The sequence below is a fragment of the Streptomyces sp. NPDC037242 genome (assembly GCF_055604165.1).
Genome location: NZ_JBVJUY010000028.1, coordinates 1 through 21,328, shown reverse-complemented (window position 1 = coordinate 21,328; position 21,328 = coordinate 1). Strand labels below are relative to the sequence as shown.

Below are 21,328 nucleotides of genomic sequence, written 5' to 3'. Positions count from 1 at the left end.
TTACCGGGCGGGCATGACGGGACATCACATCCGGACATTCGACAACTGCGGACCCCGCGGATCGTCGGCCCCGAAACAACCTGGCCCGCCTGGAAAAAGCGCACCCCGAGCATGCCGTGAAGAGTTGCTTCGCGGCCTTTTCTGGCCACCCGCTCTTGAGGTGTCACCGTCATCGTTGCGTAGGTTCTGTCCGTGAGCTCCTCCGCCCGATCGCATGTGCAGGAGGGGCCGCACTTCGACCCTCATTCAGAATTCAAGCATTTTCTTCAGCAAGGCCGAATAGTCATTCACCAGATATCCGAACTCATACGTCATGCCCGTGATCACTCAGCGTTCTACGCGGACCTCTACGCCTCCCTGAAGCCCGACGTGGACTGCCTCCTGGACCTCCCCGTCGTGGACCAGGACGAGTTCTGGGCCGCCAACACCCTGCACGCGAACCGCGTGCTGACCGCCCCGCTCACCGAGGCCGTCGTGTTCAAGACCGGCGGCACCACCGGTGCTCCGAAGTTCTCGTTCTACACCCGCGACGAGTGGCGGGAGTTCGTCACCGCCTTCGGCGCGGGGCTGGTCGAGGCGGGGCTGCGGCCCGGCCACCGGGTGGCGGACCTGTTCTACGCCGGAGAGCTGTACGCGAGCTTCCTCTTCGTCCTCGACTCGCTCGCCCATGCCCCCATCGACAACGTGCGGCTGCCCATCGGCGGTTCCGCTCCGCTGGACTCGACGATCCCGGCGCTGCGCGACTTCGCCGCGGACGTCGTGGCGGGCACGCCCACCACCCTGTGCCGGCTCGCCGAGCAGTTGGCCTCCACCGGGGAGCAACTGCCTGCCGTAGAACTGCTGTTCTTCGGCGGCGAGGCGCTCTTCCCCGACCAGCGCAGGCTGCTGGCCGCCGCCTTCCCCAACGCCGAGGTCCGCTCGCTCGGCTACGCCAGCGTCGACGCGGGCCTGCTCGGGTGCCCCGTACCCGGGCCGGACCCGCGCACGCACCGCGTCTTCACCCCGCACTCCGTCGTCGAGATCCTCGACGAGTGCACCGGGGAGCCGATCTCGGAGCCGGGCCGGCCCGGACGCGTCGTGGTGACCAGCCTCTTCCGCACCCTGATGCCGATCATCCGCTACCCCGCCGGCGACCGCGCCGAGTGGACGGACCCCGAGGCAGGTCAGTTCCGCATCCTCGGCCGGTCCGAGGAGGGCGTGCGCTTCGGCCCCGTCGCGCTGTACCACCAGGACGTGCAGGCCGTACTCGCCGCGGCGGACGCGCAGGGCCTGATCGTGGGCTCGCAACTCGTCGTACGCCGCTGGGAGGGGCGGGACGGCCTGGTCCTGCGCCTGGCCACCGCCCCGGGAGCCGGCGACCCCGTCCGCCTGAGCGCCCTCGCCGAGGCGGTCACCCACGGGCTGTACGCGGCCCGCCCGCACTACCCCGACAGCGTGGCGAAGCGCTTCGTGCACCCCCTCTCCGTGGAGTGGGTGCGCCACCGCGACCTCGCCGTCAACTCCCGCTCCGGCAAGCTCATCCGCGTCCTCGACGAGCGGCCGACCTCATGAACGCAGTCATCGAGCGGGCCACCTGCGCCGACATCGCCGATCTGCGTCAGCTCTACTACGCCGTGTACGGGCCGCACTACCCCGTCGCGCTGGGCACCGACCCGGAGGAGATGGCCCGGCTCATCCGGGACCCGCACACCATCTGGCTCGTCGCGCGCTGCCCGGGGAGCAACGACCTCGTCGGCTCGGCCGCCGTCCACGGTGAGCCCGGCAGCCGCCTGGGCCGCCTGGAGGGACTCGCCGTCCACCCCGACCACCGCGGCAGCGGCCTGGCCGCCCGGCTCACCGAGCGGCTGTGCGAGCGGACCCTGGGCACCGGCCGCCTCGACTCCGTCTACGCCACCGTACGGACCGTCAGCGCCGGGCCCCAGCGCGTCGTCGCGCGCTGCGGCTTCCGGCCGATGGGCCTGCTGGCCAACGCCGTTGCCCTCGGCTCCCGCGAGAGCCTCGCACTCTACGCGCGTCACTCCCCCGGAGTGCTGGAGCGGCGGGTCCCGGTCCCCGAGGTGCCCGCACCACTGGCGCCGCTCCTGCGCACCGTCGAGCGCGGTCTGGGGCTCAGCTACGCCGAGACACGCGTGGTCCCGGGCTCGCCGCCACCGGCCGGGCCCGCAGGCGGCGTACGGCTGGAGCTGATCGAGGCGCCGGCCTTCGTGCGGCGCCGCTTCGACGAGCACTTCCCCGATGCCGCGCAGTGGTTCTATCCGCTGCACACCCCCAACACACTGCTGGCCGCCCACGACGGCAGCTTCGAGGTGTACGCCTGCCTCAATCGCAGCGGCGGCTACTGCGCCCTGCTCGCCGGCTATCCGGGCGCGGCCGCGGCCGCGCACCTGGAAGCGCTGACGCACGCCCTCACCCGCGCGGGCGCCGGCTACGTGGAGGCCCTGGTGCCCTTGGCGCACCGCGCCGCGCTCTCCGCGTTCCTCGCCCAGGGCTTCCTGCCGAGCGCGCTCTACCCGGCGATGCGCCGAGAGGGCGACGACCGGTTCCACGACTACGTCGTCATGTCCCGCACCGCCGAGCAGATCGACTTCCGCGGCATGGTCGTCGACGCGCCCCTCCAGCCGTACCTCGACGCCTACGTGTCTGCGTGGTCCTCGCGATACCTGCCCGTCCAGCCCCTACCAGAGGTGGCCCCGTGACCTCCGAGAATTCCGTGACCCCCGTGAACCCCCATCTCGCCCCCGTCACCGTCCCCGACCCCGCGCTCCTGCCCCGGGTCCAGGAGCTGTGCGACCTCACCGACCCGTACGCCGTCGGCCCCGCCGAGGACGCGCTGTTCGCCGCCGCCATGGCGGAGGTCAACGCCTGGCACACCGAGCGGTCCCCGTTCTTCCGGAGCCTGTACGAGGCCGCGGGGCCCGCCGAGCCGTATCGCGCGCCCCTCGTCCACGCCAACCTCTTCAAGCGCCACGAGATCCTCTCCGTCCCGCGGGAGGACGTGCACTTGCACCTGACCTCGTCCGGTACGACCGGCCAGAAGTCGCAGATGTTCTTCGACTGGTGGACCATCCGCTCCGCCCAGCGCATGGTCGCCCGGATCTTCGACCGGAACGGCTGGATCACCCCTGCGCAGGAGGTCAACTACCTCCTGTCCAGCTACGAGCCCGCCCGCGACCTCAACCTCGGCACCTCCTTCACCGACAACTACCTCTGCGACTTCGCCCCCGCCCGCGAGGTGGCGTACGCACTGCGCAACACCGGCAAGGGCGGGCACGAGTTCGACCCGTTCGGGTGCATCTCCGCACTCCAGCGTTTCGAGCGGGACGACGCCCCCGTACGGATCCTGGGCTTCCCCGCCTTCCTGTGGTTCACCCTGGAGCGGATGCGCGCCCTCGGGATGCCGGCCCTGAGCCTGCCCGAGGACTCCCTGGTCGTCCTCGGCGGCGGCTGGAAGGGCAACGCGGACCGCCGGATCGGCAAGGACGAGCTGTACGGGCGCATCCACGAGCAGTTGGGCATCCCCGCCGAGCGGATCCGCGACACCTTCGGCTCCGTCGAGCACTGCGTCCCGTACGTCGAGTGCGACCACCACAGCCTGCACGCCCCGGTCTGGTCCAGGGTCACCGCCCGTTCCACGCGGACGCTGGAGCCCCTTCCGTACGGGGAGGCCGGCTATCTGCACCTGGTCTCGCCGTACATCACCTCCGTACCGGCGCAGAGCGTCGTGATGGGCGACCTCGCCACCGTGCGGCCGGGCAGCGCCTGCGGCTGCGGGCTGGAGACCGACTGGTTCACCGTCCACGGCCGGGCCGGAGTGAGCCGCAACCGCAGTTGCGCCGTGGCCGCCGCCGAACTCATGAAGGGCATGTCGTGACTTCGACGACCTCGAACCCCGCAGCACACCACCACTACTGGCAGGGCGTCTTCATCGACGACGAGGAGGCGCAGCGCCGTCTGGCCGACCTGCCCTCGATCGTCGAGGCGGCCCTGGCCGTACCGCTGGAGACCGAGACGGTCCTGGCCGCCTGCGATGCGCTGGCCACGGCCCTGCGCGATCCGGCGCACCCCGTCCGCGCGGCTCTGGCCGAGCACGTCCCCGTCGGCGACGACTCCACGGTGCTCGCCGAACTCGCCGAACTCCTCGGCCGCGGCGAGCTCACCCGCAAGGTGCGCCGCGAGCTCGGCTCGACCGCGCCGCAGCGGCTGAACCGCCCCGACGCCAAGGAGACCGTCTACGAGGCGTGGGCCCCGGTCGGCCTCGTCGCCCACATAGCGCCCGGCAACGGCGCGGCCGTCGCCCCGCTCAGCCTGGTCGAGGGCCTGCTCGCCGGCAACGTCAACATCCTCAAGACGAGCAGCGGCGACACCCTCCTCGCCCAGCACCTGCTCGCCGCGCTGGCCGCCTTCGACGCGACGGGGGCCATCGCCGAGCGCACGGTCGTCCTGCGCTTCCCCTCTTCCCGCCAGGAGTGGCTGCGTCTGATGTGCGCGTCGGCGGACGCCGTCGCCGTATGGGGCGGCGAGGCCGCCGTCGAAGGGGTCGCCGCCCATGTGCCCGCCGGCTGCCGCCTGGTGGAGTGGGGGCACAAGATCTCCTTCGCCTACCTCACGCGGGACGCCTGGGACGATCCGCAGACGCTCGGCGCACTGGCGGCGGACGTCTGCCTGTACGAGCAGCAGGCCTGCTCCAGCCCGCAGGTGGTGTACCTCGACACCGAGGACGCCGAGGAGGTGTTCGCCTTCGCGGACCGCTTCGCCTCCGTGCTGGCCACGATGCCCCCGCCGCCGTCCGGGGAGCGGCCGAGCACCGCCGAGGACGCCGAGATCACCACCACGGAGCTGGTCGCGCGCCTGGAGGAGCACCTCGGACTGACCCGGGTACGCGCCGCCGCCGACCGCTCCTGGCGCGTTCTGGCCGACGTACGCCCGGCGCTGACGGCCTCTCCCCTGCACCGCAGCGTGTGGGTCAAACCGCTGCCCCGCAAGCAGGTGATCGCCACACTGCGACCCATGCGGCGCTACCTCCAGACAGCCGGCATCGCGGGCAGCCGCCCGGACATCGCGGAACTGTCCCGTACGGTCCTGGCCGCGGGTGCCACCCGTATCGCGCCGGTCGGCGCCATGACGGCCGGCTACTCGGGCGAGCCGCACGACGGGGTGTACGCCCTCCAGCGCTACAGCCGCCGGGTCGCGGTGCGGACCGACGCGGAGCGCTTCGCCACCACGGCCTGCCTCGACGACCTGGCCCGACCGGTGGAGTTCCCGCCGCCCACCGGCCCGCTGCGGGACAAGGACACCGTCCAGGAGCTCAACGCGCAGGTCGCACCGCGCGACGCGGAGCTGTACTTCCGCAGCGGCGGCAGCACCGGGGCCCCTGCCCTGTCCCTCTTCAGCTACGAGGACTACGACACGCAGATGCACGCCGCCGCCCGCGGCCTGCTGGCCGCCGGCTACGACCCGGCGCGCGACCGGACCGCCAACCTCCTCTTCTGCGGCGGCATGTACGGAAGCTTCATCAGCTTCTTCTCCATCCTGGAGCGGCTGGGCGGCGTGCAGCTGCCGATCGCCGCCGGGACGGACCACCGGGCCACGGCCGAGATGCTGGTGGCCCACGGAGTGGACACGCTGTTCGGCATGCCCTCCTACCTGTGGCAGCTCCTGAACGAGGAAGAGGAGCTGCTGCGCTCGTACGGCGGCATCCGGAAGATCTTCTACGGCGGCGAGCACTTCAGCGAGGGGCAGCGCGAACACCTGGCCGAGGCCTTCGGCATCGAGTTCATCCGCTCCCTCACCTACGGCAGCACCGACCTGGGGCCGCTCGGGTACCAGTGCGAGCGGAGCTCGGGGAGCGTCCACCACCTGCACGCCGACCTGCACACCCTGGAGATCCTCGACGTCGGCGAGGACCGCCCGGTGGCCGCGGGCGAGACGGGTCGGCTGGTCTTCACCACGCGGGCGCGGCGCGGGCAGAGCCTCGACCGGTACGTCATCGGCGACCTCGGCCGGGAGCTGCCGGGCCGGTGCGCCTGCGGGAGCCGTTCGCCGCGCTTCGAGCTGCTCGGGCGGCTCGGCGACGTGATGCGGGTGGCGACGTATCTCCTCAACCACCGCCGCTTCGTGGCCATCGCCTCGGAGCGGCTGGGCCACCGCGGGGAGCTCCAGGTGGTGCTGACCGGCGGCGCGGCGCGCGAGGGGCTGACCGTCAGGATGGACGGGTCGGTTTCGCCCGAGGAGGCCCGCGCGGCCTTCCTGGACGGCTACCCGGAGCTGCGGTCGGCGGTCGAGGAGCGGCTGCTGGACCTGGTCGTGGAGAGCGTGGCCGGCGACCTCCTGGAGCGCACCCCGACGAGCGGCAAGCTGCGGACGGTGGTGGACCTGCGGCAGTGAAGCGGTGAGCGGTGGGCTGCTCGGACGTCCCCGGTCCGAGCAGCCCACGCACGTAGTCCCGTTGGGGGACGGTCAGTTGACGCAGACCACGTTCAGGTCGTCGAGCCGCACGGCCCTCGGGCTTGCGTTCGCGCCGAGGACGGCCTCGACGAAGTTGTTGCTGTCCTCCTCGGCCGTCCATTGGACCTGGACGAGCTGGTAGGTGCCGTTCGCGGTGAGCCAGGGCGCGGTGCTGATGAGCTGTCGGCCCTGGGGTGTCCAGACCCTGAGTTCGAACTGGAGGTCCTGGACGGGCTTGACGTAGATCCGGGCCGTGCAATGACGGTAGCCGCGGCCGAACGATGCCCAGGTTCCCTCGCGGGCCCAGCCCTGGGTGGCTGACAGCCAGCCGTTGCCGTAGCCGTATCGGGAGGTGCCGGTGCCGATCTCGAAGCCGGCTTGGCCGTCGCCGCCGGCGAGTCGGTCCCAGGTGCCCATGTCGGCGCTCTCGAAGCCGTTGTGGAGGCTCCTCACGTCGGCGTGGGCCGGCGGTGACACCACCAGAGCCGCCAGGGATGCCAGGGCGAGGACGGCCCCTCTGGCGATACGCCGGGTGCGTTTGCGCATGACTGCTCCGTTGTCGTCGGGGCGGACGGGTGCGGACGGGTGCGCGTTCAGGCTTCTACCGCCCTTCGGTCCGGGGCCAGACGCAACTCGGACGATTGCCGGTGTCGCAAAGCCGCACCCGTACCCCGTCCACACGTCAGCGCAGCGCGGCCGCCCCCGCACGGATGGCACGCAGGCCGCGCTCGACGGTCTGCTGGTTCTCGCCGACCGGAGCCACGTAGTCGAGGACGTCGCGCGCGGCCTGCTCGCCGAGTGTTCGGGTGATCACCCAGGTGGCGAGGTACTGGGAGGCCAGGCAGCCGCCCGCGGTGGCGATGTTCCCCTCGGCGTGGAAGGGCGCGTCCAGCACGGTCACGTCCATGGCCTCGACGAAGGGCCGGCTCATCCTGTCCGTGCAGGCCGGCATGTTGCCCAGCAACCCGAGCCTCGCGAGCACCAGGGCGCCGGAGCACTGCGCGCCGATCAACTGCCGCGAGGGGTCGAGGGACAGACTGGAGATCAGCCGGTCGTCGGCGATCACCTCTCGTGTCTTCACCCCACTGCCGATCAGCACGACATCGGCCTCGGCCAGGAACTCCATCGGACGCTGCCCGGACACCTCTACGCCGCTCATGGAGGTGACCACGGGCGTCGGCGTCGTGATGAAGGCTTCCAGGCCGTCCTTGCGGCACCGGTTGATCAGCGCGGACGCGATGAAACTGTCGAGCTCGTTGAACCCGTCGAACGTAACCACGGCCACCTGCGTCACAGTTCCTCCTCGAAGTACGCAATGGATCTTCCGAGTCTCCCCCGCCGTACTGTTCGACCACCAAGACCAATCCGAAACCGGTGGCCTACCTCAAAACGTTTGGCGTGGCAGGGCGGTGTGGCTAGGGTCGGCGGCATGACGACACGGCTTGTTCAAGTTGCCATGGATGCTCGGGACGACTCCGCGGTCGGCGGGTTCTGGGCGGAGGTGCTCGGCTGGGGCCTTTCCAGCGAGGGACCCGGCGTGACCAACATCGAACCCGAGGGCCTTGTCTATCCCGACCCCGCCGCCATCTACATCGATGTCGTTCGCATCCCGGAACCCAAAACGGTGAAGAACCGCGTGCACGTCGACCTTGCCACCACCTCTGCGGCCCACCAGGCAGAGCTGGTCGAACGCCTCCAGGCCCTCGGTGCGACGCCCGCCGACGTGGGCCAGGGCGATGTGCCCTGGACGGTACTGGCCGACCCGGAGGGCAACGAGTTCTGTGTGCTGGAGCCCCGGGAGGTCTACCGGGACACCGGGCCGATGGCCGCAGTGGTGGTGGACTGCGCGGACCCGCGCGTCATGGCCCGGTTCTGGGGCGAGGCGATGGACTGGACCGTGCACGAGGTGACCGACGATCAGGCGGTGCTGCGCTCCGCCAAGGGCGTCGGCCCGTATCTCGAATTCATCCGCACGCCCGACGCGAAGACCGTGAAGAACCGCATCCATCTCGACCTCCGCCCGTACCCCGGAGACGACCACGCGGCGGAAGTGGCCCGGCTGCGGGCCCTCGGCGCAACGGACGTCGACCTCGGCCAGGGCGACGTCCCGTGGGCGGTCCTGGCCGACCCCGAGGGCAACGAGTTCTGCGTCCTCACCCCGCGCTAGGGGCGGGAGTAGCGCATGACGAGGACCGCGCGGGCCAGGTCGAGGAGTCGGCGGCGGAACTCGTCCAGGGAATCGGTGCCCAGCAGGTCCCGCGTCTGCGTACGGGCGCGGGCCGACCTCTGGTCCTCCGTCAGGGACGCGAACTCCTTGTCGGCGCCGTTGCGGATGCGCTGGAGGACCCCGGTCTTGGCACTCAGCTGCCGCAGCGCGCCGAGCAGTTCTTCCGCCTCCGGGGGCAGTGAACCACCGCCGTGTTCCAGGATCTTGTCGGCCGCGAGGGTCATCCGGTGGACGTACTTCGAGCTCTGGTAGAAGGCCTTGCCCGGGTCGCTCCCGTAGTGGGTCAGGTCCTTGAGCGCGTCGCCCACCTGCTCGTTGAACGACTGACCGTAGTCTGGTTCGGACAGCTCCTCCGCGGTGACCTTGCCCGCCTGCTGGCGGTGGACCACGTCGAAGACCGCGCCGGCGGAGTGGTACGCCTCCATGGCGTAGATCTGGGCCCGCGCGTTGAGGTCCGCGACGTTCGGCTTGGAACGGGGTGCGGGATCGCCCGCGGCGGACGGGGCGCGGCGGGCGTAGGAGCGGGCCAGGTTCTGCGCGCCGCGCATGTGAACGGCGTACAGGACGTTCCTGGCTTCCATGACGGCGTTCTCGTCGTGGTGCTCCAGGTACGTGACGAGGCGCTCGTCGTCCATCGCGGGGCGGTCCGTACCGTGGCCGCGGGCTCGGAGCAGGCGGGCGAGGTCGCGTACGTATGCACGGTAGAGGCCGTCGGCGGCGCCGAAGAGGGAGTCCGTGCGGCGGGTCTGCTCGAATCGGGCGGCCACCCGTCGGTCACCGCCGGATGCGGCCATGACGGCATCCCTGATCCCGCGGGTGAAGCGCTGCCAGTCCCCCGCGGACATGAAGCGGCGTATCTTCGCGAGCGAGGCCGTCTCCTGGACCCGGACCCACTCCGGATCCGTATTGGGCCGGCCGCCCTTCATCTGCCACGAATCGGCGCTCGACGGCAGCCGGGTGGTGGGCGGCACGGCCAGGTCGACGTAGACGTTGGTATCGAAGGTGATGCCGGACTCGGTCCCCCACACCTCGCGCATGATGGTGTTGAACTCCCGCAGGACCGCCCAGGTCCCCTCGCCGCCGAGCACGGCGACGTCGTAGTCGGACGTCTCGTTGTCACTGCCCGGCGCAGCGAGGAAGGCGCCGGGATGGTTCCGCAGGAGCGCCCCCAGCAGTTCGTTGACGTAGGGGCGTCGGAAGCCGGTGAGGGTGAGCATGGGGGCGCCGTCCTTCCCGACGTACGCGCCCTTCGCCGCCACCCAGTTGTTCCCGACGGAGCCGAGCATGCGCAGTGCCTCGCCGTGGCCGGCCGTCGCGCCCTCACCACCGGCCCCGCCGCCGGCCCAGTGCGCCAGCTGCGCGCACTCGACCGGGGACGGCTCGTGCTTCACCTGCCCGCCTGCCGGGCCTTCGGCGCTCTCGCGGCCAGGGGGCTGCGCGTTCCTTCGGGCCGGCATCTTGGCCGTGGCTGCGGGGGTCAGTGGCACGTCCGCCTCTTTCCGGTACGGATCCGGTTCCGGATCCCTGGAATGAGATTCCGAGCGTGGCAGCGCGGTCCGAGTGGATCAAGGGCCCTTGGTCCCCGCGGGTTCCACACCGCGGGTTCCACACCGCGGCTGTCCGCTCAGCGCCGGGCCGGCAGGCGCAGGCCGGCGTCGTGGCCCAGCCAGGTCCACGGGGCCTTGCTCGCCTGCTCCGAGCGGACCGGGGCCAGGTGGACCTCCACCCGGGAGCCCTGCCGGAGCACCTTGGTCACCTGGAAGAACGCGCGGTCCGGGACGACCGCCTCGCCCTCGCCGGTGCTCGATACGTCCAGGGCCGTGCGCAGCCGCTTGGCCTGCGGGGCGTCGAAGACGTACAGGACGTCGACGCCTGAGGCGCCGCGGTACTTCTTGCGGTGGTCGAAGAAGTCCTCCGCCTTCTCCCGCCTGCCGGAGATAGAGGTCGGGGCCTGGGTGCGCAGCACGTCCCCCTCCTCGCAGTCGAGGCGTGACAGCACCTCGGCGCGGTAGTACGTACCGTCCAGCCGCCCGCCCGGGGCCTTGAACTCGGCCCGGAAGTAGGCGGCCGCCTTCTCCTTCGGCATGCCCAGGATCTGCGCGAAGACCGGCATCATCGCGTCGACCTCGGCGTCGCGCCCCTGCCCCTGGAGCGTCTTCTTCAGCTCCTTGACCAGTCGTTCGACGGACGGCGCGTCCGCGAGGTCCTGTTCGGGGGCACGGTTGCAGAGGCGGAAGAGCTGGGCGATGTACGCGCATCCCAGCTCGCTCCCGTAGAACCAGGCGGGCGCCTGGTCCAGGACGCGCTGGGCGTGCGCCTTGGCCTCCTTCTCCCATCCGGCGATGCGCTGCTGGTCGGCCCGGCGCATGTCGCTCTGGTCGCGCAGCGCGCGCTCCAGGAGCTGGCGGGCCAGGTCCTTGCGGCCCTCGCCGGTGATCCCGTACGCGGTGCAGAAGTCGGCCAGTTTGCCGCCGAGGCCGTTCCCGGCGAACGGTCCTCCCCCGCCCTTCTTCAGGTACTCGCGCACCTGGTCGTCGACTTGTCGCGCCTTGCCGCGTGCTTTGGCCTGGCTCTGCTTGCCCCGGTAGGTCAACTCGACACCGGGGTCCACGACGTTGCGCTTGTGCGTGAAACTGAACATGGGTCACCTCGTTTGCGGGGTGGGGTGGATGGGGAGGCGAAGTCGGAGGCCTCCACTCCACTTTTGCGCAAGCACCCCTCGGGCCGACTCACCCTTTCGGCCGACCGCGATGTTGATCACCGCCCGGCCCTCGCGGTCCGAGGCCGACTCTAAGGGCGTCATATCCGACCCTTAACAGGACTATAAGGAACCCGAAATACGGGTCATCTGGTCATTTTTGCTGCGCATCGGAACCTAGTGTCGATCTTGTGGCCGCAGGCCGAACATGCTCCCGACCAGAGGTTCTGATCTCCGATGCCCCGTAAGCGAATGGTCCTCACGTGCACCGCCGTCTCCCTCGGACTTGCGGCGCTGGCGATCCCCATCGCCGCGAACGCCGGTACCGACAACGACCTGAGCACCACCTGCGGGGTGGCCGAAGGCGCCGGCAAGTGGTGGGCATCGGGGCGGCTCGCGCTCAGCAACCAGGGCAAGAGCACGGCCAAGGACTGGAAGCTGGAGTTCGATGTCTCGGAGGGCCAGGCCACGATCGACAACCCCTGGGCGTTCAAGCTCGTCCAGAACGGCAAGCGCGTCACGGTCACCCCGATCGAGGACCGGGGCGCCGTCCCCGCCAAGGGCGAGCGCCTGGTGAACGTCGGGATCAACCCGGGCGGCAAGGCCGTTCCGCAGATCACCGGCTGCAAGGTGAACGGCTCGGGCGGGTCGCAGGATCCCGAGCCGCCGACGGCGCCGGAGGAGACCGGCTCGTACGTCATCGACCACCAGACGGTCCACGTCATGTGGAAGCCGTCGACAGGTTTCGGCTCGAAGATCGCCACGTACGAGGTCTTCCGGGACGGCAAGCCCGTCAAGACCGTCGGGGGCGACATCTCCATGACGAACGTGGAGGGGCTGACGCCGGACACGGCGTACAGGTTCAAGGTCCGCGCGGTCACCGAGTCCGGCAAGACCTCCGCCTTCAGCAAGGAGGTCCAGCTGAGGACGAAGAAGGCCCCGGACCCCGGCCGTCCCGCCCCGACCATCCCGAAGAAGCTCGACGGCAAGGCTTCCGGCCCCTACCAGGCCTCCCTGACCTGGCAGGCCGGCAAGGACGGGGACGGGGACCCGGCCGGGGTCACCGGGTACCGGATCTACCGCGACGGCGCCAAGGTGCAGGACGTGGACGCCGGCGCCACGACGGCCACGGTGGGCGGCCTGAGCCCGGACACGGCGTACAAGTTCCGGGTGACGGCGGTGAATTCCGCGGGCAAGGAGTCCGCGCCGACCGACGAGGCCGCCGTACGGACCGACAAGGCGCCCGACGGGGGCGGCGGGGGCGGCCACGCACCGGGGAACCTGACGGCGTCCGCGAGCAGCAAGCGCAACGGCAACGCCACGCAGCACTACCTGAACCTGAAGTGGTCCGTGCCGACGGGGCAGGGCCAGATCGGCACGTACCAGGTGTACCTGGACGGCAAGCCCGCCCAGACGTTCATGTGGGGCACCGGCGACCCGGTGATGCCGATCCCGTCCGGTACGGCCACCCGTGAGGTCCTGGTCGGGGACAAGGCGGGCAAGACCTTCAAGGTGAAGATCCGGGCGAAGCTCGGCGACGGCAAGTGGAGCGCGTTCTCCGAGGAGAAGACCGTCACCACCGGCCACTGACGGTCCATCCGGCCGTCCGTCCGGGCCTCATCCCCCATCCCCCATCCCCCATCCCCCTCCAGCCCCTGCACCGCCAAGGAGCATCCCGCCATGACCACCCGCCGCCTCGCGGTCCTCACCGCCGCTTTCGGGGCCGTCCCGCTGGCCCTGACCACCCTCGCCGCCGGCCCGGCCGCCGCACACGGCGCCACCGGCGACCCCGCCGGGCGCGCCGTCGTCTGCGCCAAGGACGGCTGGAACCCGAAGAACCCGGCCTGCCAGGCCGCGAAGGACATCAGCACCGGCCAGCTCGGCGACTGGAAGTCCATCGTCCAGGGCCGCGCCATGGACCACAGCACCCCCACGTCCTCCCCGCAACACCGCGCCGTCATCCCCGACGGCAAGCTGTGCAGCGCGAACAACGCGCAGTTCGCGGGCCTGGACCTGCCGCGCGCCGACTTCCCCTCGACGACGCTGCCGAGCGGTCAGGAGTACACCCTGCGCTACGACATCAGCGCGCTGCACAACCCGTACCGCATGGAGATGTACGCGACCAAGGACGGCTACGACCCGACGAAGCCGCTGAAGTGGTCGGACCTGGAGGACACCCCCTTCCTCAGCGCCGACAACACCGCGGCCGTCGCCGCGGCCCCGGGGTTCCTCGGGAGCAAGATGTTCAACTTCACGGCGCAGCTGCCGGAGAAGAAGGGCAAGCACATGATCTACACGATCTGGCACGGCCTGAAGAAGCCCGACGGATCCTTCCAGAGCGAGGAGGCCTTCTACTCCTGCTCGGACGTCACCTTCAAGTGAGCCGTCCAGAGGCCGTTCCGCATGGCCACGATCGGGCGGACACCCACCTCGACCACGACCCGGAGTCATCGATGTACTACGTGCGGAGCGAGTCGGCCGTCATCGCCCTCGGCGCGTGTCTCGGCAACCGAATCGAGATCCGGGCTCCGGCGTACGGTGCTGCCCATGGACACCACCACGAGCAGCACCCGGGTCCTCGCCGTGTCGGGCCGCCTGTACTTCCTGCGCTCCGACGGCATCGGCCGGTCCCGCATGGCGCTGCGCTGCGTACGGTGCGACACCTCCACCCTCCGAGAGCAGACGGCGTAGCCAGAATCAGTCCATGGACGTCACCCAATGGCTTCCCGCAGTGATAGCCACAGGCGCGCCCTCTCGGTCCGGTCCCATTGGCCAAGGGTCATGCGCCCATAAATCAACTCTGCGAGAGATCAACCTATCGGAACCCAGGTAACCCATTTTCCACTGGGGCCCTCAAAATGGCACCAGATTCTGCCGGCGCCCTCCCCCGCGGGCACTCTTCGATCAACGTACTCGATGCACTCACCGCAGGTTACGAACCCTCCCACACGCTTCCATGTGAACGGAGGATACGATGGGGCATCACTCATCGGATGGCATCTACTCAGGCGGTCTGATGGAGCGGCACTGGCAGTACCCCCAACTGTCAAACTTGCTAAGAGAAGAACTGCGCAGGCAACATAGCTTGCCGCCACCCTCGCGTGCAGTTGTGGCATTTCCTCACCTTCTGGGTTGAATTACTCACGGCGGGGAGAGTTTGAGAATCGCCCTCGGCGACTTGAACCATACTCCTCGACACGGTTATTCACCAGTGAATGAATCAGCCATTCTCGCGTGATGTCAATATTGCCGATTTCTGTACTTTGTGTTGACTCTATTCCCGTTCCAAAGTGTCGCAGGCAACCGGTTAAGCACTTCGTGGTGTCGTGATTTTCCCAGGTGACATTGGCCGCGCCACCCCCTCTAGCGGCCTGGCGCCGACGAGGACGGCGAGTGGCCAACGCTGGGGCATGACCGCTCCAGGGGGCCGTCGACGCTTTCGGCGACACCCCGGGGCTCGTCGTCGAGGCCGTCTCCCCCGTCTACGAGGCGCGGTGCGGCGGGAGCGGACCGGCTTCCGCCGTGCTCAGCGCGGTCGCGCTGGTGCGCACCGTGCTGGCGCCGACCACCCTGCTCGACCGCTGCCAGGCCGTCGAGGAGGCCTTCCAGCGGCGTCGCGAGGACCGGGTCGGGCCGGACACCATCGACGCAGATCTCGTGGGGTACGCCGCCCTGGTGTGCGACGACCCGGACCTGACACTCCCGCATCCGCAGGCCCGCGTGCGCGCCCGCGTCCTGGCTCCCTGGCACTGCCTCGAACCTGCCGCGGTCCTCGCGGGAGCCGGCCCGGTCGCTGACCTGCTGGCCGCGGCCGACACCTCCGGGGTGCGCCGCCGCCCCGATCTGATGCTGAACCTGCCGGGAATTTGAAACAGAAACGACATCTTTTTGCATGTTTTTGCAACCTTAAAGGTCGCGAAACGCATCAGAGGGAGCGAGGACCCAACCGTTCTGCCCCTTGAGGGCAGCCGCAACTGTTCGGAGCGACGTTCGTGCACGAGTACCCGCAGCCGCAGCCGCAGCCGCAGCCGCAGCCGCAGCCGCCCAAGCGATCCCGCAAGAAGGTGTGGATCGGCTCCGCGGTGGCCGTGGCCCTGCTCGCCGGAGCCGGCGCCGGATTGGTCTTCTGGAAGACGGACTGGTTCGACGGGAACGGCGAGTCCGTCAGCTACGCGAAGCCCCCCGCCGCGGTGGACGCGGGCAAGGACAAGGACACGGCACCCGGCGGCGGGAAGCGGGCCCCGTCTCCGAGCGCGGACCCCGACGTGTCGCTCCCCGCCGGACCGTTCGCCGACTTCAAGCAGACGGTCAAGCTGGACGACGGCACCCGCATATCCAAGGCCCGGGTGAAGGGCGCGAAGTCCGGCTTCGAGGGCAGCGTCTGGGTGTGGACTCCCAAGGAGTACGACCGCCCAGAGTACGCGAAGAGCGCCTTCCCGGTCATGATCGCGCTGCCCGGGGGCAACGGGAACGCCGACAACTACTGGGCGACCATGCCGCAGCTGGGCCTGCAGAAGGCCATCGCCGAGGGCTCCTCGGCCGGCAAGAGCCTCCCGTTCATCCTGGTCATGCCGATCCTCAACCCGGACAACAAGTTCTACTACGACGGCTCCGACATCCCGGGCCAGGCCAAGATGGGCACCTGGATCGGCGAGGACGTACCCGACCTCGCCCGGGCCAACTTCCGCACCTACAAGTCCCGTGACGGCTGGGCCTTCATGGGCAACTCCTCCGGCGCCTTCGTCGGCCTCAAGCAGCTCCTGCAGAAGCCGGACCGCTTCCGGGCCGTCCTCGCCAACGGCGGCGAGATCGTCCCGGACTCCCCTCTCTGGAAGAGCCACCAGGCGGAAATGGACGCGAACAACCCCGAGAAGCTCGCCCCGAAGCTGATCAACGACAAGGGCCCCGAGGTGAACGTCCTCTTCCAGTACGGCACCAAGGAGGGCGGCCGCGAGCGGATGGAGAAGTTCCAGCAGCAGTTCGGCAAGGGCCCGATCAAGGTCTCGATCCACGAGATCCAGGGCGGCGACCACAACGGCTGGGACTACGTCCGGGGCATGAAGGAAGGCCCCCTGGAGCAGCTCAGCAAGCTGATGAAGGGCCCGAAGCCGCAGTAGCGGAGCTGCGGGAAGGAAGCCTCGGCGGGCCCGTCCTCCGGGGGGAGGACGGGCCCCGGGGTCACAGCCGCGGAAGCAACGAGCGGCAGAAGGCGTACGGGAGCCAGGGGGCGGCGGCCGAGGCGAAGGCGGTCGTCGCGGCGGTGAGCGCGCCGGTCCGGTGCTCACGGACCCGGCCCGCGCCGGACAGTTCGGTGAGGTTGACGCCGCCCAGGTACGCCGAGCCGAGCGCGGAGGCGTCCAGGGTGAGGTCGGGAGCGTCGTAGGTACGGGTGCACACCGCCCCGGTGGCGTCCCCGGTGAGCCGCCAACGGCCCTGGTTCCAGGGGGCCAGGCCGTCCTCGATCTCCAGGACCAGGTCGATCTCAGTGGCGTAGGCGCGGGCGGTCAGCGCGACGGGGGCGTCCACCACGCGTACGTACAAGCTGTCCAGCACCGTGGGCGTGCAGTGGCGGACGTCAGACACCAGGTGCAGGAACGGCTCGTCCACGGGCCTGTTCGGGGCGATCACCCTGGAGGTGAGGTCGGTCTCCAGCAGGAAGCGCCACAGCGTGGCGTAGGTGTGCGGGTCGCGCGCTTCGATGTCGCGGACCCGTACGGTGCCTTCGGCCGTGTTGGTGCGGGACCAGTCGACGGCGACGGCGTAGCGGGCGTAGCCGACGACCTCGCCGTCGACCCGGGCGACGACGCATTCGAGCGGGGCCGCGCCTTGGCGCCAGGCGGGCGGGTCGAGCAGCGGCAGCAGCTCCCAGCCGTCGGCGCGGGTCAGCATGCCCGGGCGCAGCGGGACCTGACGCGCGTAGAACCCCTCGCAGACGTCGAGGGCCTTGTACGGGTCCTCCACGGTCAGCTCCACATCGCCGCCGCCGGCACCCTCGCCGCCGGACCGGGCGGGGATCCGGACCCGGCAGGAGGCGATGTCCAGCGAGAGCTGCCGGGCCGCGACCCCGTAGCCGAACCGCCCGTAGATCGGCGCCTCGGAAGCGGTCAGTACCGCGAGCGGCTGGCCCTGGCGCTGGAGCGACTCCAGCTGATGGCACATCAGGGTGCTGAGGACACCGCGCCGTCGGTGGGTGGGCTGGACGCTGACCATGGTCACCCCGGCGGTGTCCACGAGCTGTCCGCCGGGGACGGTCATCCTGAAGGAGAACGCTCCGGCCGTGCCGATGATGGCGCCGAGGTCCTGGACGACCACGCAGCGCTGCGGTTCGGCGAGGGAACGCCACAGGCCGGTGGCCTCTTGCGGTTCGGTCTCGTGGAACGCGCCGAGCACCGCGGCGTAGAAGGACGGCCAGTGGTCGGCCGGCAGGGCGCGCACCTCCCACGAGGGGGGCGGGAGGCCGCGGTTGACGGGCCGGGTGGAAGCGGGCGTGGAGGCAGGTACGGGCGTGGACGCGGACGTCTTCGACGACATCTCGGGCACCTTCCTGGTTCTGGTTCTGATTCCGGTTCTCGTTCTGCTTCTCGGTGATCGTCGTCCCATCTGTAGCAACGGGAACCAGGTGTTCACAGGGAGCCGGGCTGCTTCACGCCACCGTCTGCGGCCGTCGATCCATCAGGTCGCGTGGTGGGTTTGCCTGTTCATCCATGGCAGTTCGGCGCGAGGTATCCGCGGAGCAGAGACGGTCTCGGTCGGTTTCTTTGGCCGGAACGCCACCTGGGACCCGGTTCATAACGTTTAGGGCCATTGGTCCATGGATTTGGACCCGTACCTCCAGTGATGCTGATGGAGAGTCACATACATCCATGGGCTTCATTCTCCTCGGGAGGGGGCGTGCGGCCTCATGAACGGAGAGGACGAACATGCAGGTGGAGACCACCAAACCGGACCAGCCCCGATTGCGGATCCTGGTCCTGTCCGACGTCAGCGGACTGGGCCTGGGCGGGGTACCGGTGTTCAACATGGAGCTGTGCAAGGGGCTTGCCCAGCGTCACGACGTGACACTGCTGACGGTCGACCCGGACGGCCAGTACGACGCCGCGAGCATGGGTCGGCAACACGGCGACACGCGCATCGTCAACGTCCCGGACCTCACCCCGGGCCGCGAGCCGCGCGATGCGCTGGAGAGCCTCGTGAAGGACGATCCGGCCGGGTACGGGCTGCTCGCGCCGGGAGACGAACCGTTCCAACTGGTCATCGGACACTCCCGGTTCTCGGGGCCGGCGGCCAAGTCGATCCGGGAGCAGTGGTTCCCGAACGCCCGGCTGATCCACTTCCTGCACACCAGCCCCGTACGGCTGGACAAGATCAAGAATCGGTGGGAGAAGGGCGCCAGGAACGCCGTTTCCGAGCGCAGGATCATGCACCGGGCCGACCTCGTCACGGGTGTGGGGGCACTGCTCACGGCCGAGTGCGAGCGCCTGTCCGATCAGGTGCTGCACGTGCCGGGGCTGCACGAGTTCGTACCCGGTACGGAGATCGGCGAACTGATCGCGGGGCCGCACGGCGGCGGGGAGCGGGTCGACCTCCTCCTGCCGGGACGGGCCACGGACGAGATCAAGGGCGTCGACAACGCGATCCGCACCATGGGGATCCTGAAGCAGCGCCATGGAGCGACCTTCCACCTGACGGTCCGGGGAGGGCCCGATCCGCTCAAGGAGCCCGCGGAGCACCAGAAGTGGGTGGCCAAGGTGAAGGAGTACGGCGCCGAGGGCAATGTGACGCTGCTGCCCTTCACCAAGAATCCGGCCGACCTCGTCGAGGACCGTGAGCGTGCGGACGCGGTGATCATGCCGTCGCTGCACGAAGGGTTCGGACTGGTGGCCACGGAGGCGGCCGGGCGAGGCATCCCCGTACTGGTCAACGCGGAGAGTGGCGCCGCCGGGTTCTTCGACCAGGCTCCGGGCGGCGGGAACTGCGTGGTCCGCGTCCCCGAGGGCGAGTCGGTGCCCGAGGCCTGGGCCGGAGCCCTGGAGCGGCTCCGGCAGGACCTGTCCGGCCGGTGGGAGGAGGCCCGTACGCTCTACGGCTACCTCGCGGAGTACTCCTGGGAGCACGCGGGAGACGCCATGGCGCAGGCGGCCATGCAGACGACGCCGGCGACTCGGCGCTCGTTCCGCCAGAGGTACTTCGGCCGCAGGACGAGGCAGGGGCCCGGTGGGACGGTGGTCCCCGCGGGCACCCGTACGGAGTGGACGGTCGGGCCGTGGTACGACGGCTCGGTCGGCTGGGCGCCGGGTGCGGCCCGGGAGCAGGCCCCGTGGCACGAGATCAACCCCCTCACGCGCTCACAGAGCGTCAAGGAGCCCGCCCGGCCCCGGCGTCGTCCCGCGCTCCAGCGCTCCCGCTCCACTCCGGCGCGCGGCACGGTCACGACCACCTGAGCCGGAGTGATCGGACCCGCCGGACTCGGGGAGGTGGGCGTCGAGGGCTTTGAGCCGGCCTTCGTCGTCGATGCCGTCGGCCGGAGGGTCGCCGAGCAGACCGGCGACGACGAGGGCGGACCCGAGGAGGGTGCCGCACTTCTTCAGGTTCACGAAGGGTCCCACGGAGCGTGAAGGGGCAGGGGCGGATCGTCCGATTATGGGGCAGCCGGAGGCCGAATGCCTCCACCTAACGGCTGGTCCGCCCCTTTCCCCGACCCCGCTTCAACTCACCCTTAAAAGGGCCGTAAGAAAAGCGAATGAAGGCCGGTTCATGCGGTCTTCGTCTTTTCCTTGGCCTAGTGTCAATGCCATCCCCCTCCCGGGTCCGCTCCTTCGGGACTTTCGTCCCATCCGGCATGCCGGATTGCCGTGCCACACTCCTCACAACCAGTGTGAAACGTCGACCGTGCGGTGGTGACCGATGCCCGGATCCGTTTACAGCACCCCATTCGAGCGTGCCCGGCAAAACCGGCGGGCTTTTCGCGCCCCTGTACGCGCGACACCCCAGCCCCCGCCGCAACCCCTCCCCCTCAGCAGCCAGGTGCGCACCCTGCACGTCGACACCGAGCTCTTCGCGCAGGTCCACGCCCAGCTTCCCGAGGCCCTGCGGACCCCGCAGAACTTCGACCTGCTGGAGCAGGTGCTCTCGGGGCAGCACCTCATCGCCCTCGGGACGAGTTTCATCGGGCGCAGCGCGAAGCTGCTGGCGCACCTGACGGGCAGCAACCACACCTGGAACTACGACTGCCGGGTATGGATCTCGCTGCTGCCCGAGGGCCGCCCGTCGGGGCCCGTCCCCCTGCCGAACGCCAGCATCGGGACGGCCCACAAGGCAACGGGCTCCCTCGCCGACAGCAACACGCTCACCACCGGGCCGACCTTCTCCGCGACCGGCACCGCGGGCACCCTGATGGGCCTCCAGCAGTTGGGCGGCAACGTGACGGCGACGGCCGCGTACAAGCGGGAGAGGGCCCGGGCCTGCACCAGTAGTCTGGGGCAGGAGCGGACGGACACCCTGTCCTACGGCGAGGGGGCGCTCCAGTACGGGAACCGCGCGACGGTCCGCATCCGCGTCGAATGGGACAAGAAGCCCAACGCCCTTGCGTTGTGGGCCCGCGGCAAGCCGCACAAGGAGCACACCATCAGCCCGCAGGCCGGCGCCGGGGGCGGCGCCTCGGCGGAGCTGGAGTACGTCATCCCCAGCGCGCTGGTACCCCCGACGACCACCGACGCCGGTACGAGTACCGGCGTCGGCACGACGACGGCCCGCTGGGCAAGGAACACCCCTGTGTACGAGGTCTGATCCCGGCCCGCCGCGGTCCTCAGGCCTGCGGCGTCTCCGCTTGCCTCCTCGCTCCCATCAGCAGGTGGTCGTCGGCGGCGTCGACCCGTACGGTGTCTCCGTCCTTGACCTCGCCGGAGAGGATCTCCTTGGCGAGGCGGTCGCCGATGGCCGTCTGGATCAGGCGGCGCAGG

Annotated in this window: 17 protein-coding genes and 1 pseudogene; 12 read left to right on the top strand and 6 right to left on the bottom strand. The window is 70.0% G+C overall.

The window, feature by feature from the left end:
* Positions 1 to 279 precede the first annotated feature (279 nt).
* Genes ACZ7GJ_RS28170 through ACZ7GJ_RS28155 form a run of 4 tightly spaced genes read left to right on the top strand, consistent with a single transcriptional unit; the run spans position 280 to position 6,384 of the window.
* On the top strand, positions 280 to 1,551 hold the full coding sequence (locus ACZ7GJ_RS28170) for a phenylacetate--CoA ligase family protein (protein ID WP_470755781.1): 1,272 nt from the start codon (positions 280 to 282) through the stop codon (positions 1,549 to 1,551).
* Positions 1,548 to 2,696 (top strand): GNAT family N-acetyltransferase, encoded by a 1,149-nt coding sequence (locus ACZ7GJ_RS28165; RefSeq protein ID WP_470755702.1) that lies wholly within the window; start codon positions 1,548 to 1,550, stop codon positions 2,694 to 2,696. Before ACZ7GJ_RS28170 ends, ACZ7GJ_RS28165 begins: the two co-directional genes overlap by 4 nt.
* 23 nt (positions 2,697 to 2,719) lie before the next feature.
* A complete protein-coding gene (locus ACZ7GJ_RS28160; protein ID WP_470755780.1) occupies positions 2,720 to 3,871 on the top strand; it encodes a LuxE/PaaK family acyltransferase in 1,152 nt (383 codons plus the stop codon).
* Complete coding sequence (locus ACZ7GJ_RS28155; RefSeq protein WP_470755701.1) at positions 3,868 to 6,384, top strand: aldehyde dehydrogenase family protein; 2,517 nt, start codon at positions 3,868 to 3,870, stop codon at positions 6,382 to 6,384. Before ACZ7GJ_RS28160 ends, ACZ7GJ_RS28155 begins: the two co-directional genes overlap by 4 nt.
* A 72-nt stretch (positions 6,385 to 6,456) precedes the next feature.
* Here ACZ7GJ_RS28155 and ACZ7GJ_RS28150 read toward each other — a convergent pair whose 3' ends face one another.
* Together ACZ7GJ_RS28150 and ACZ7GJ_RS28145 are read right to left on the bottom strand one after the other, a co-directional pair.
* Positions 6,457 to 6,990, bottom strand: a complete 534-nt coding sequence (locus tag ACZ7GJ_RS28150; protein ID WP_470755700.1) for a hypothetical protein — start codon at positions 6,988 to 6,990, stop codon at positions 6,457 to 6,459.
* 136 nt (positions 6,991 to 7,126) lie between these two features.
* Positions 7,127 to 7,738 (bottom strand): type 1 glutamine amidotransferase family protein, encoded by a 612-nt coding sequence (locus ACZ7GJ_RS28145; RefSeq protein ID WP_470755699.1) that lies wholly within the window; start codon positions 7,736 to 7,738, stop codon positions 7,127 to 7,129.
* A 135-nt stretch (positions 7,739 to 7,873) separates the two neighbouring features.
* Between ACZ7GJ_RS28145 and ACZ7GJ_RS28140 the strand changes: the two genes are divergently transcribed.
* Positions 7,874 to 8,611 (top strand): VOC family protein, encoded by a 738-nt coding sequence (locus ACZ7GJ_RS28140; protein WP_470755698.1) that lies wholly within the window; start codon positions 7,874 to 7,876, stop codon positions 8,609 to 8,611.
* On the opposite strand, the gene ACZ7GJ_RS28135 is transcribed toward ACZ7GJ_RS28140, so the two are convergent.
* Both ACZ7GJ_RS28135 and ACZ7GJ_RS28130 read right to left on the bottom strand, forming a co-directional pair.
* A complete protein-coding gene (locus ACZ7GJ_RS28135) occupies positions 8,608 to 10,158 on the bottom strand; it encodes a hypothetical protein (RefSeq protein WP_470755697.1) in 1,551 nt (516 codons plus the stop codon). The genes ACZ7GJ_RS28140 and ACZ7GJ_RS28135 overlap by 4 nt on opposite strands.
* Positions 10,159 to 10,295: 137 nt before the next feature.
* On the bottom strand, positions 10,296 to 11,312 hold the full coding sequence (locus tag ACZ7GJ_RS28130) for a hypothetical protein (protein WP_470755696.1): 1,017 nt from the start codon (positions 11,310 to 11,312) through the stop codon (positions 10,296 to 10,298).
* A gap of 294 nt (positions 11,313 to 11,606) precedes the next feature.
* Between ACZ7GJ_RS28130 and ACZ7GJ_RS28125 the strand changes: the two genes are divergently transcribed.
* From ACZ7GJ_RS28125 to ACZ7GJ_RS28105, 5 genes and pseudogenes are all read left to right on the top strand, one after another.
* Entirely contained in the window at positions 11,607 to 12,959 is a 1,353-nt protein-coding gene (locus tag ACZ7GJ_RS28125) for a fibronectin type III domain-containing protein (protein WP_470755695.1), read from the top strand.
* A gap of 90 nt (positions 12,960 to 13,049) precedes the next feature.
* Complete coding sequence (locus ACZ7GJ_RS28120) at positions 13,050 to 13,751, top strand: lytic polysaccharide monooxygenase (RefSeq protein ID WP_470755694.1); 702 nt, start codon at positions 13,050 to 13,052, stop codon at positions 13,749 to 13,751.
* Between the two features lie 165 nt (positions 13,752 to 13,916).
* Positions 13,917 to 14,060 (top strand): hypothetical protein, encoded by a 144-nt coding sequence (locus ACZ7GJ_RS28115; protein WP_470755693.1) that lies wholly within the window; start codon positions 13,917 to 13,919, stop codon positions 14,058 to 14,060.
* 738 nt (positions 14,061 to 14,798) lie between these two features.
* Positions 14,799 to 15,239, top strand: a pseudogene (gene folK / locus ACZ7GJ_RS28110) (2-amino-4-hydroxy-6-hydroxymethyldihydropteridine diphosphokinase); the annotation flags it as partial.
* 122 nt (positions 15,240 to 15,361) lie between these two features.
* Positions 15,362 to 16,486 carry an alpha/beta hydrolase gene (locus ACZ7GJ_RS28105; protein ID WP_470755692.1) on the top strand — a complete coding sequence of 375 codons (1,125 nt, stop codon included), beginning with the start codon at positions 15,362 to 15,364 and terminating at the stop codon, positions 16,484 to 16,486.
* A gap of 61 nt (positions 16,487 to 16,547) precedes the next feature.
* On the opposite strand, the gene ACZ7GJ_RS28100 is transcribed toward ACZ7GJ_RS28105, so the two are convergent.
* A complete protein-coding gene (locus tag ACZ7GJ_RS28100; protein ID WP_470755691.1) occupies positions 16,548 to 17,900 on the bottom strand; it encodes a GNAT family N-acetyltransferase in 1,353 nt (450 codons plus the stop codon).
* A gap of 389 nt (positions 17,901 to 18,289) precedes the next feature.
* On the opposite strand from ACZ7GJ_RS28100, the gene ACZ7GJ_RS28095 reads away from it, so the two are divergent.
* Both ACZ7GJ_RS28095 and ACZ7GJ_RS28090 read left to right on the top strand, forming a co-directional pair.
* Positions 18,290 to 19,810 (top strand): glycosyltransferase family 4 protein, encoded by a 1,521-nt coding sequence (locus tag ACZ7GJ_RS28095; RefSeq protein WP_470755690.1) that lies wholly within the window; start codon positions 18,290 to 18,292, stop codon positions 19,808 to 19,810.
* Positions 19,811 to 20,393: 583 nt separating this feature from the next.
* On the top strand, positions 20,394 to 21,155 hold the full coding sequence (locus ACZ7GJ_RS28090; RefSeq protein WP_470755689.1) for a hypothetical protein: 762 nt from the start codon (positions 20,394 to 20,396) through the stop codon (positions 21,153 to 21,155).
* 19 nt (positions 21,156 to 21,174) lie between these two features.
* Here ACZ7GJ_RS28090 and ACZ7GJ_RS28085 read toward each other — a convergent pair.
* A partial coding sequence (locus tag ACZ7GJ_RS28085; protein WP_470755779.1) for a hypothetical protein occupies positions 21,175 to 21,328 on the bottom strand: 154 nt, incomplete at its 5' end.

What these genes read in the sequence shown, in the direction of transcription:
- ACZ7GJ_RS28165 (WP_470755702.1), top strand. Translation starts at nt 1,548, where the DNA reads ATGAACGCAGTCATCGAGCGGGCCACCTGCGCCGACATCGCCGATCTG.
- ACZ7GJ_RS28150 (WP_470755700.1), bottom strand. Translation starts at nt 6,990, where the DNA reads ATGCGCAAACGCACCCGGCGTATCGCCAGAGGGGCCGTCCTCGCCCTG.
- ACZ7GJ_RS28140 (WP_470755698.1), top strand. Translation starts at nt 7,874, where the DNA reads ATGACGACACGGCTTGTTCAAGTTGCCATGGATGCTCGGGACGACTCC.
- ACZ7GJ_RS28130 (WP_470755696.1), bottom strand. Translation starts at nt 11,312, where the DNA reads ATGTTCAGTTTCACGCACAAGCGCAACGTCGTGGACCCCGGTGTCGAG.
- ACZ7GJ_RS28125 (WP_470755695.1), top strand. Translation starts at nt 11,607, where the DNA reads ATGCCCCGTAAGCGAATGGTCCTCACGTGCACCGCCGTCTCCCTCGGA.
- ACZ7GJ_RS28120 (WP_470755694.1), top strand. Translation starts at nt 13,050, where the DNA reads ATGACCACCCGCCGCCTCGCGGTCCTCACCGCCGCTTTCGGGGCCGTC.
- ACZ7GJ_RS28115 (WP_470755693.1), top strand. Translation starts at nt 13,917, where the DNA reads ATGGACACCACCACGAGCAGCACCCGGGTCCTCGCCGTGTCGGGCCGC.
- ACZ7GJ_RS28100 (WP_470755691.1), bottom strand. Translation starts at nt 17,900, where the DNA reads ATGTCGTCGAAGACGTCCGCGTCCACGCCCGTACCTGCCTCCACGCCC.
- ACZ7GJ_RS28095 (WP_470755690.1), top strand. Translation starts at nt 18,290, where the DNA reads ATGCAGGTGGAGACCACCAAACCGGACCAGCCCCGATTGCGGATCCTG.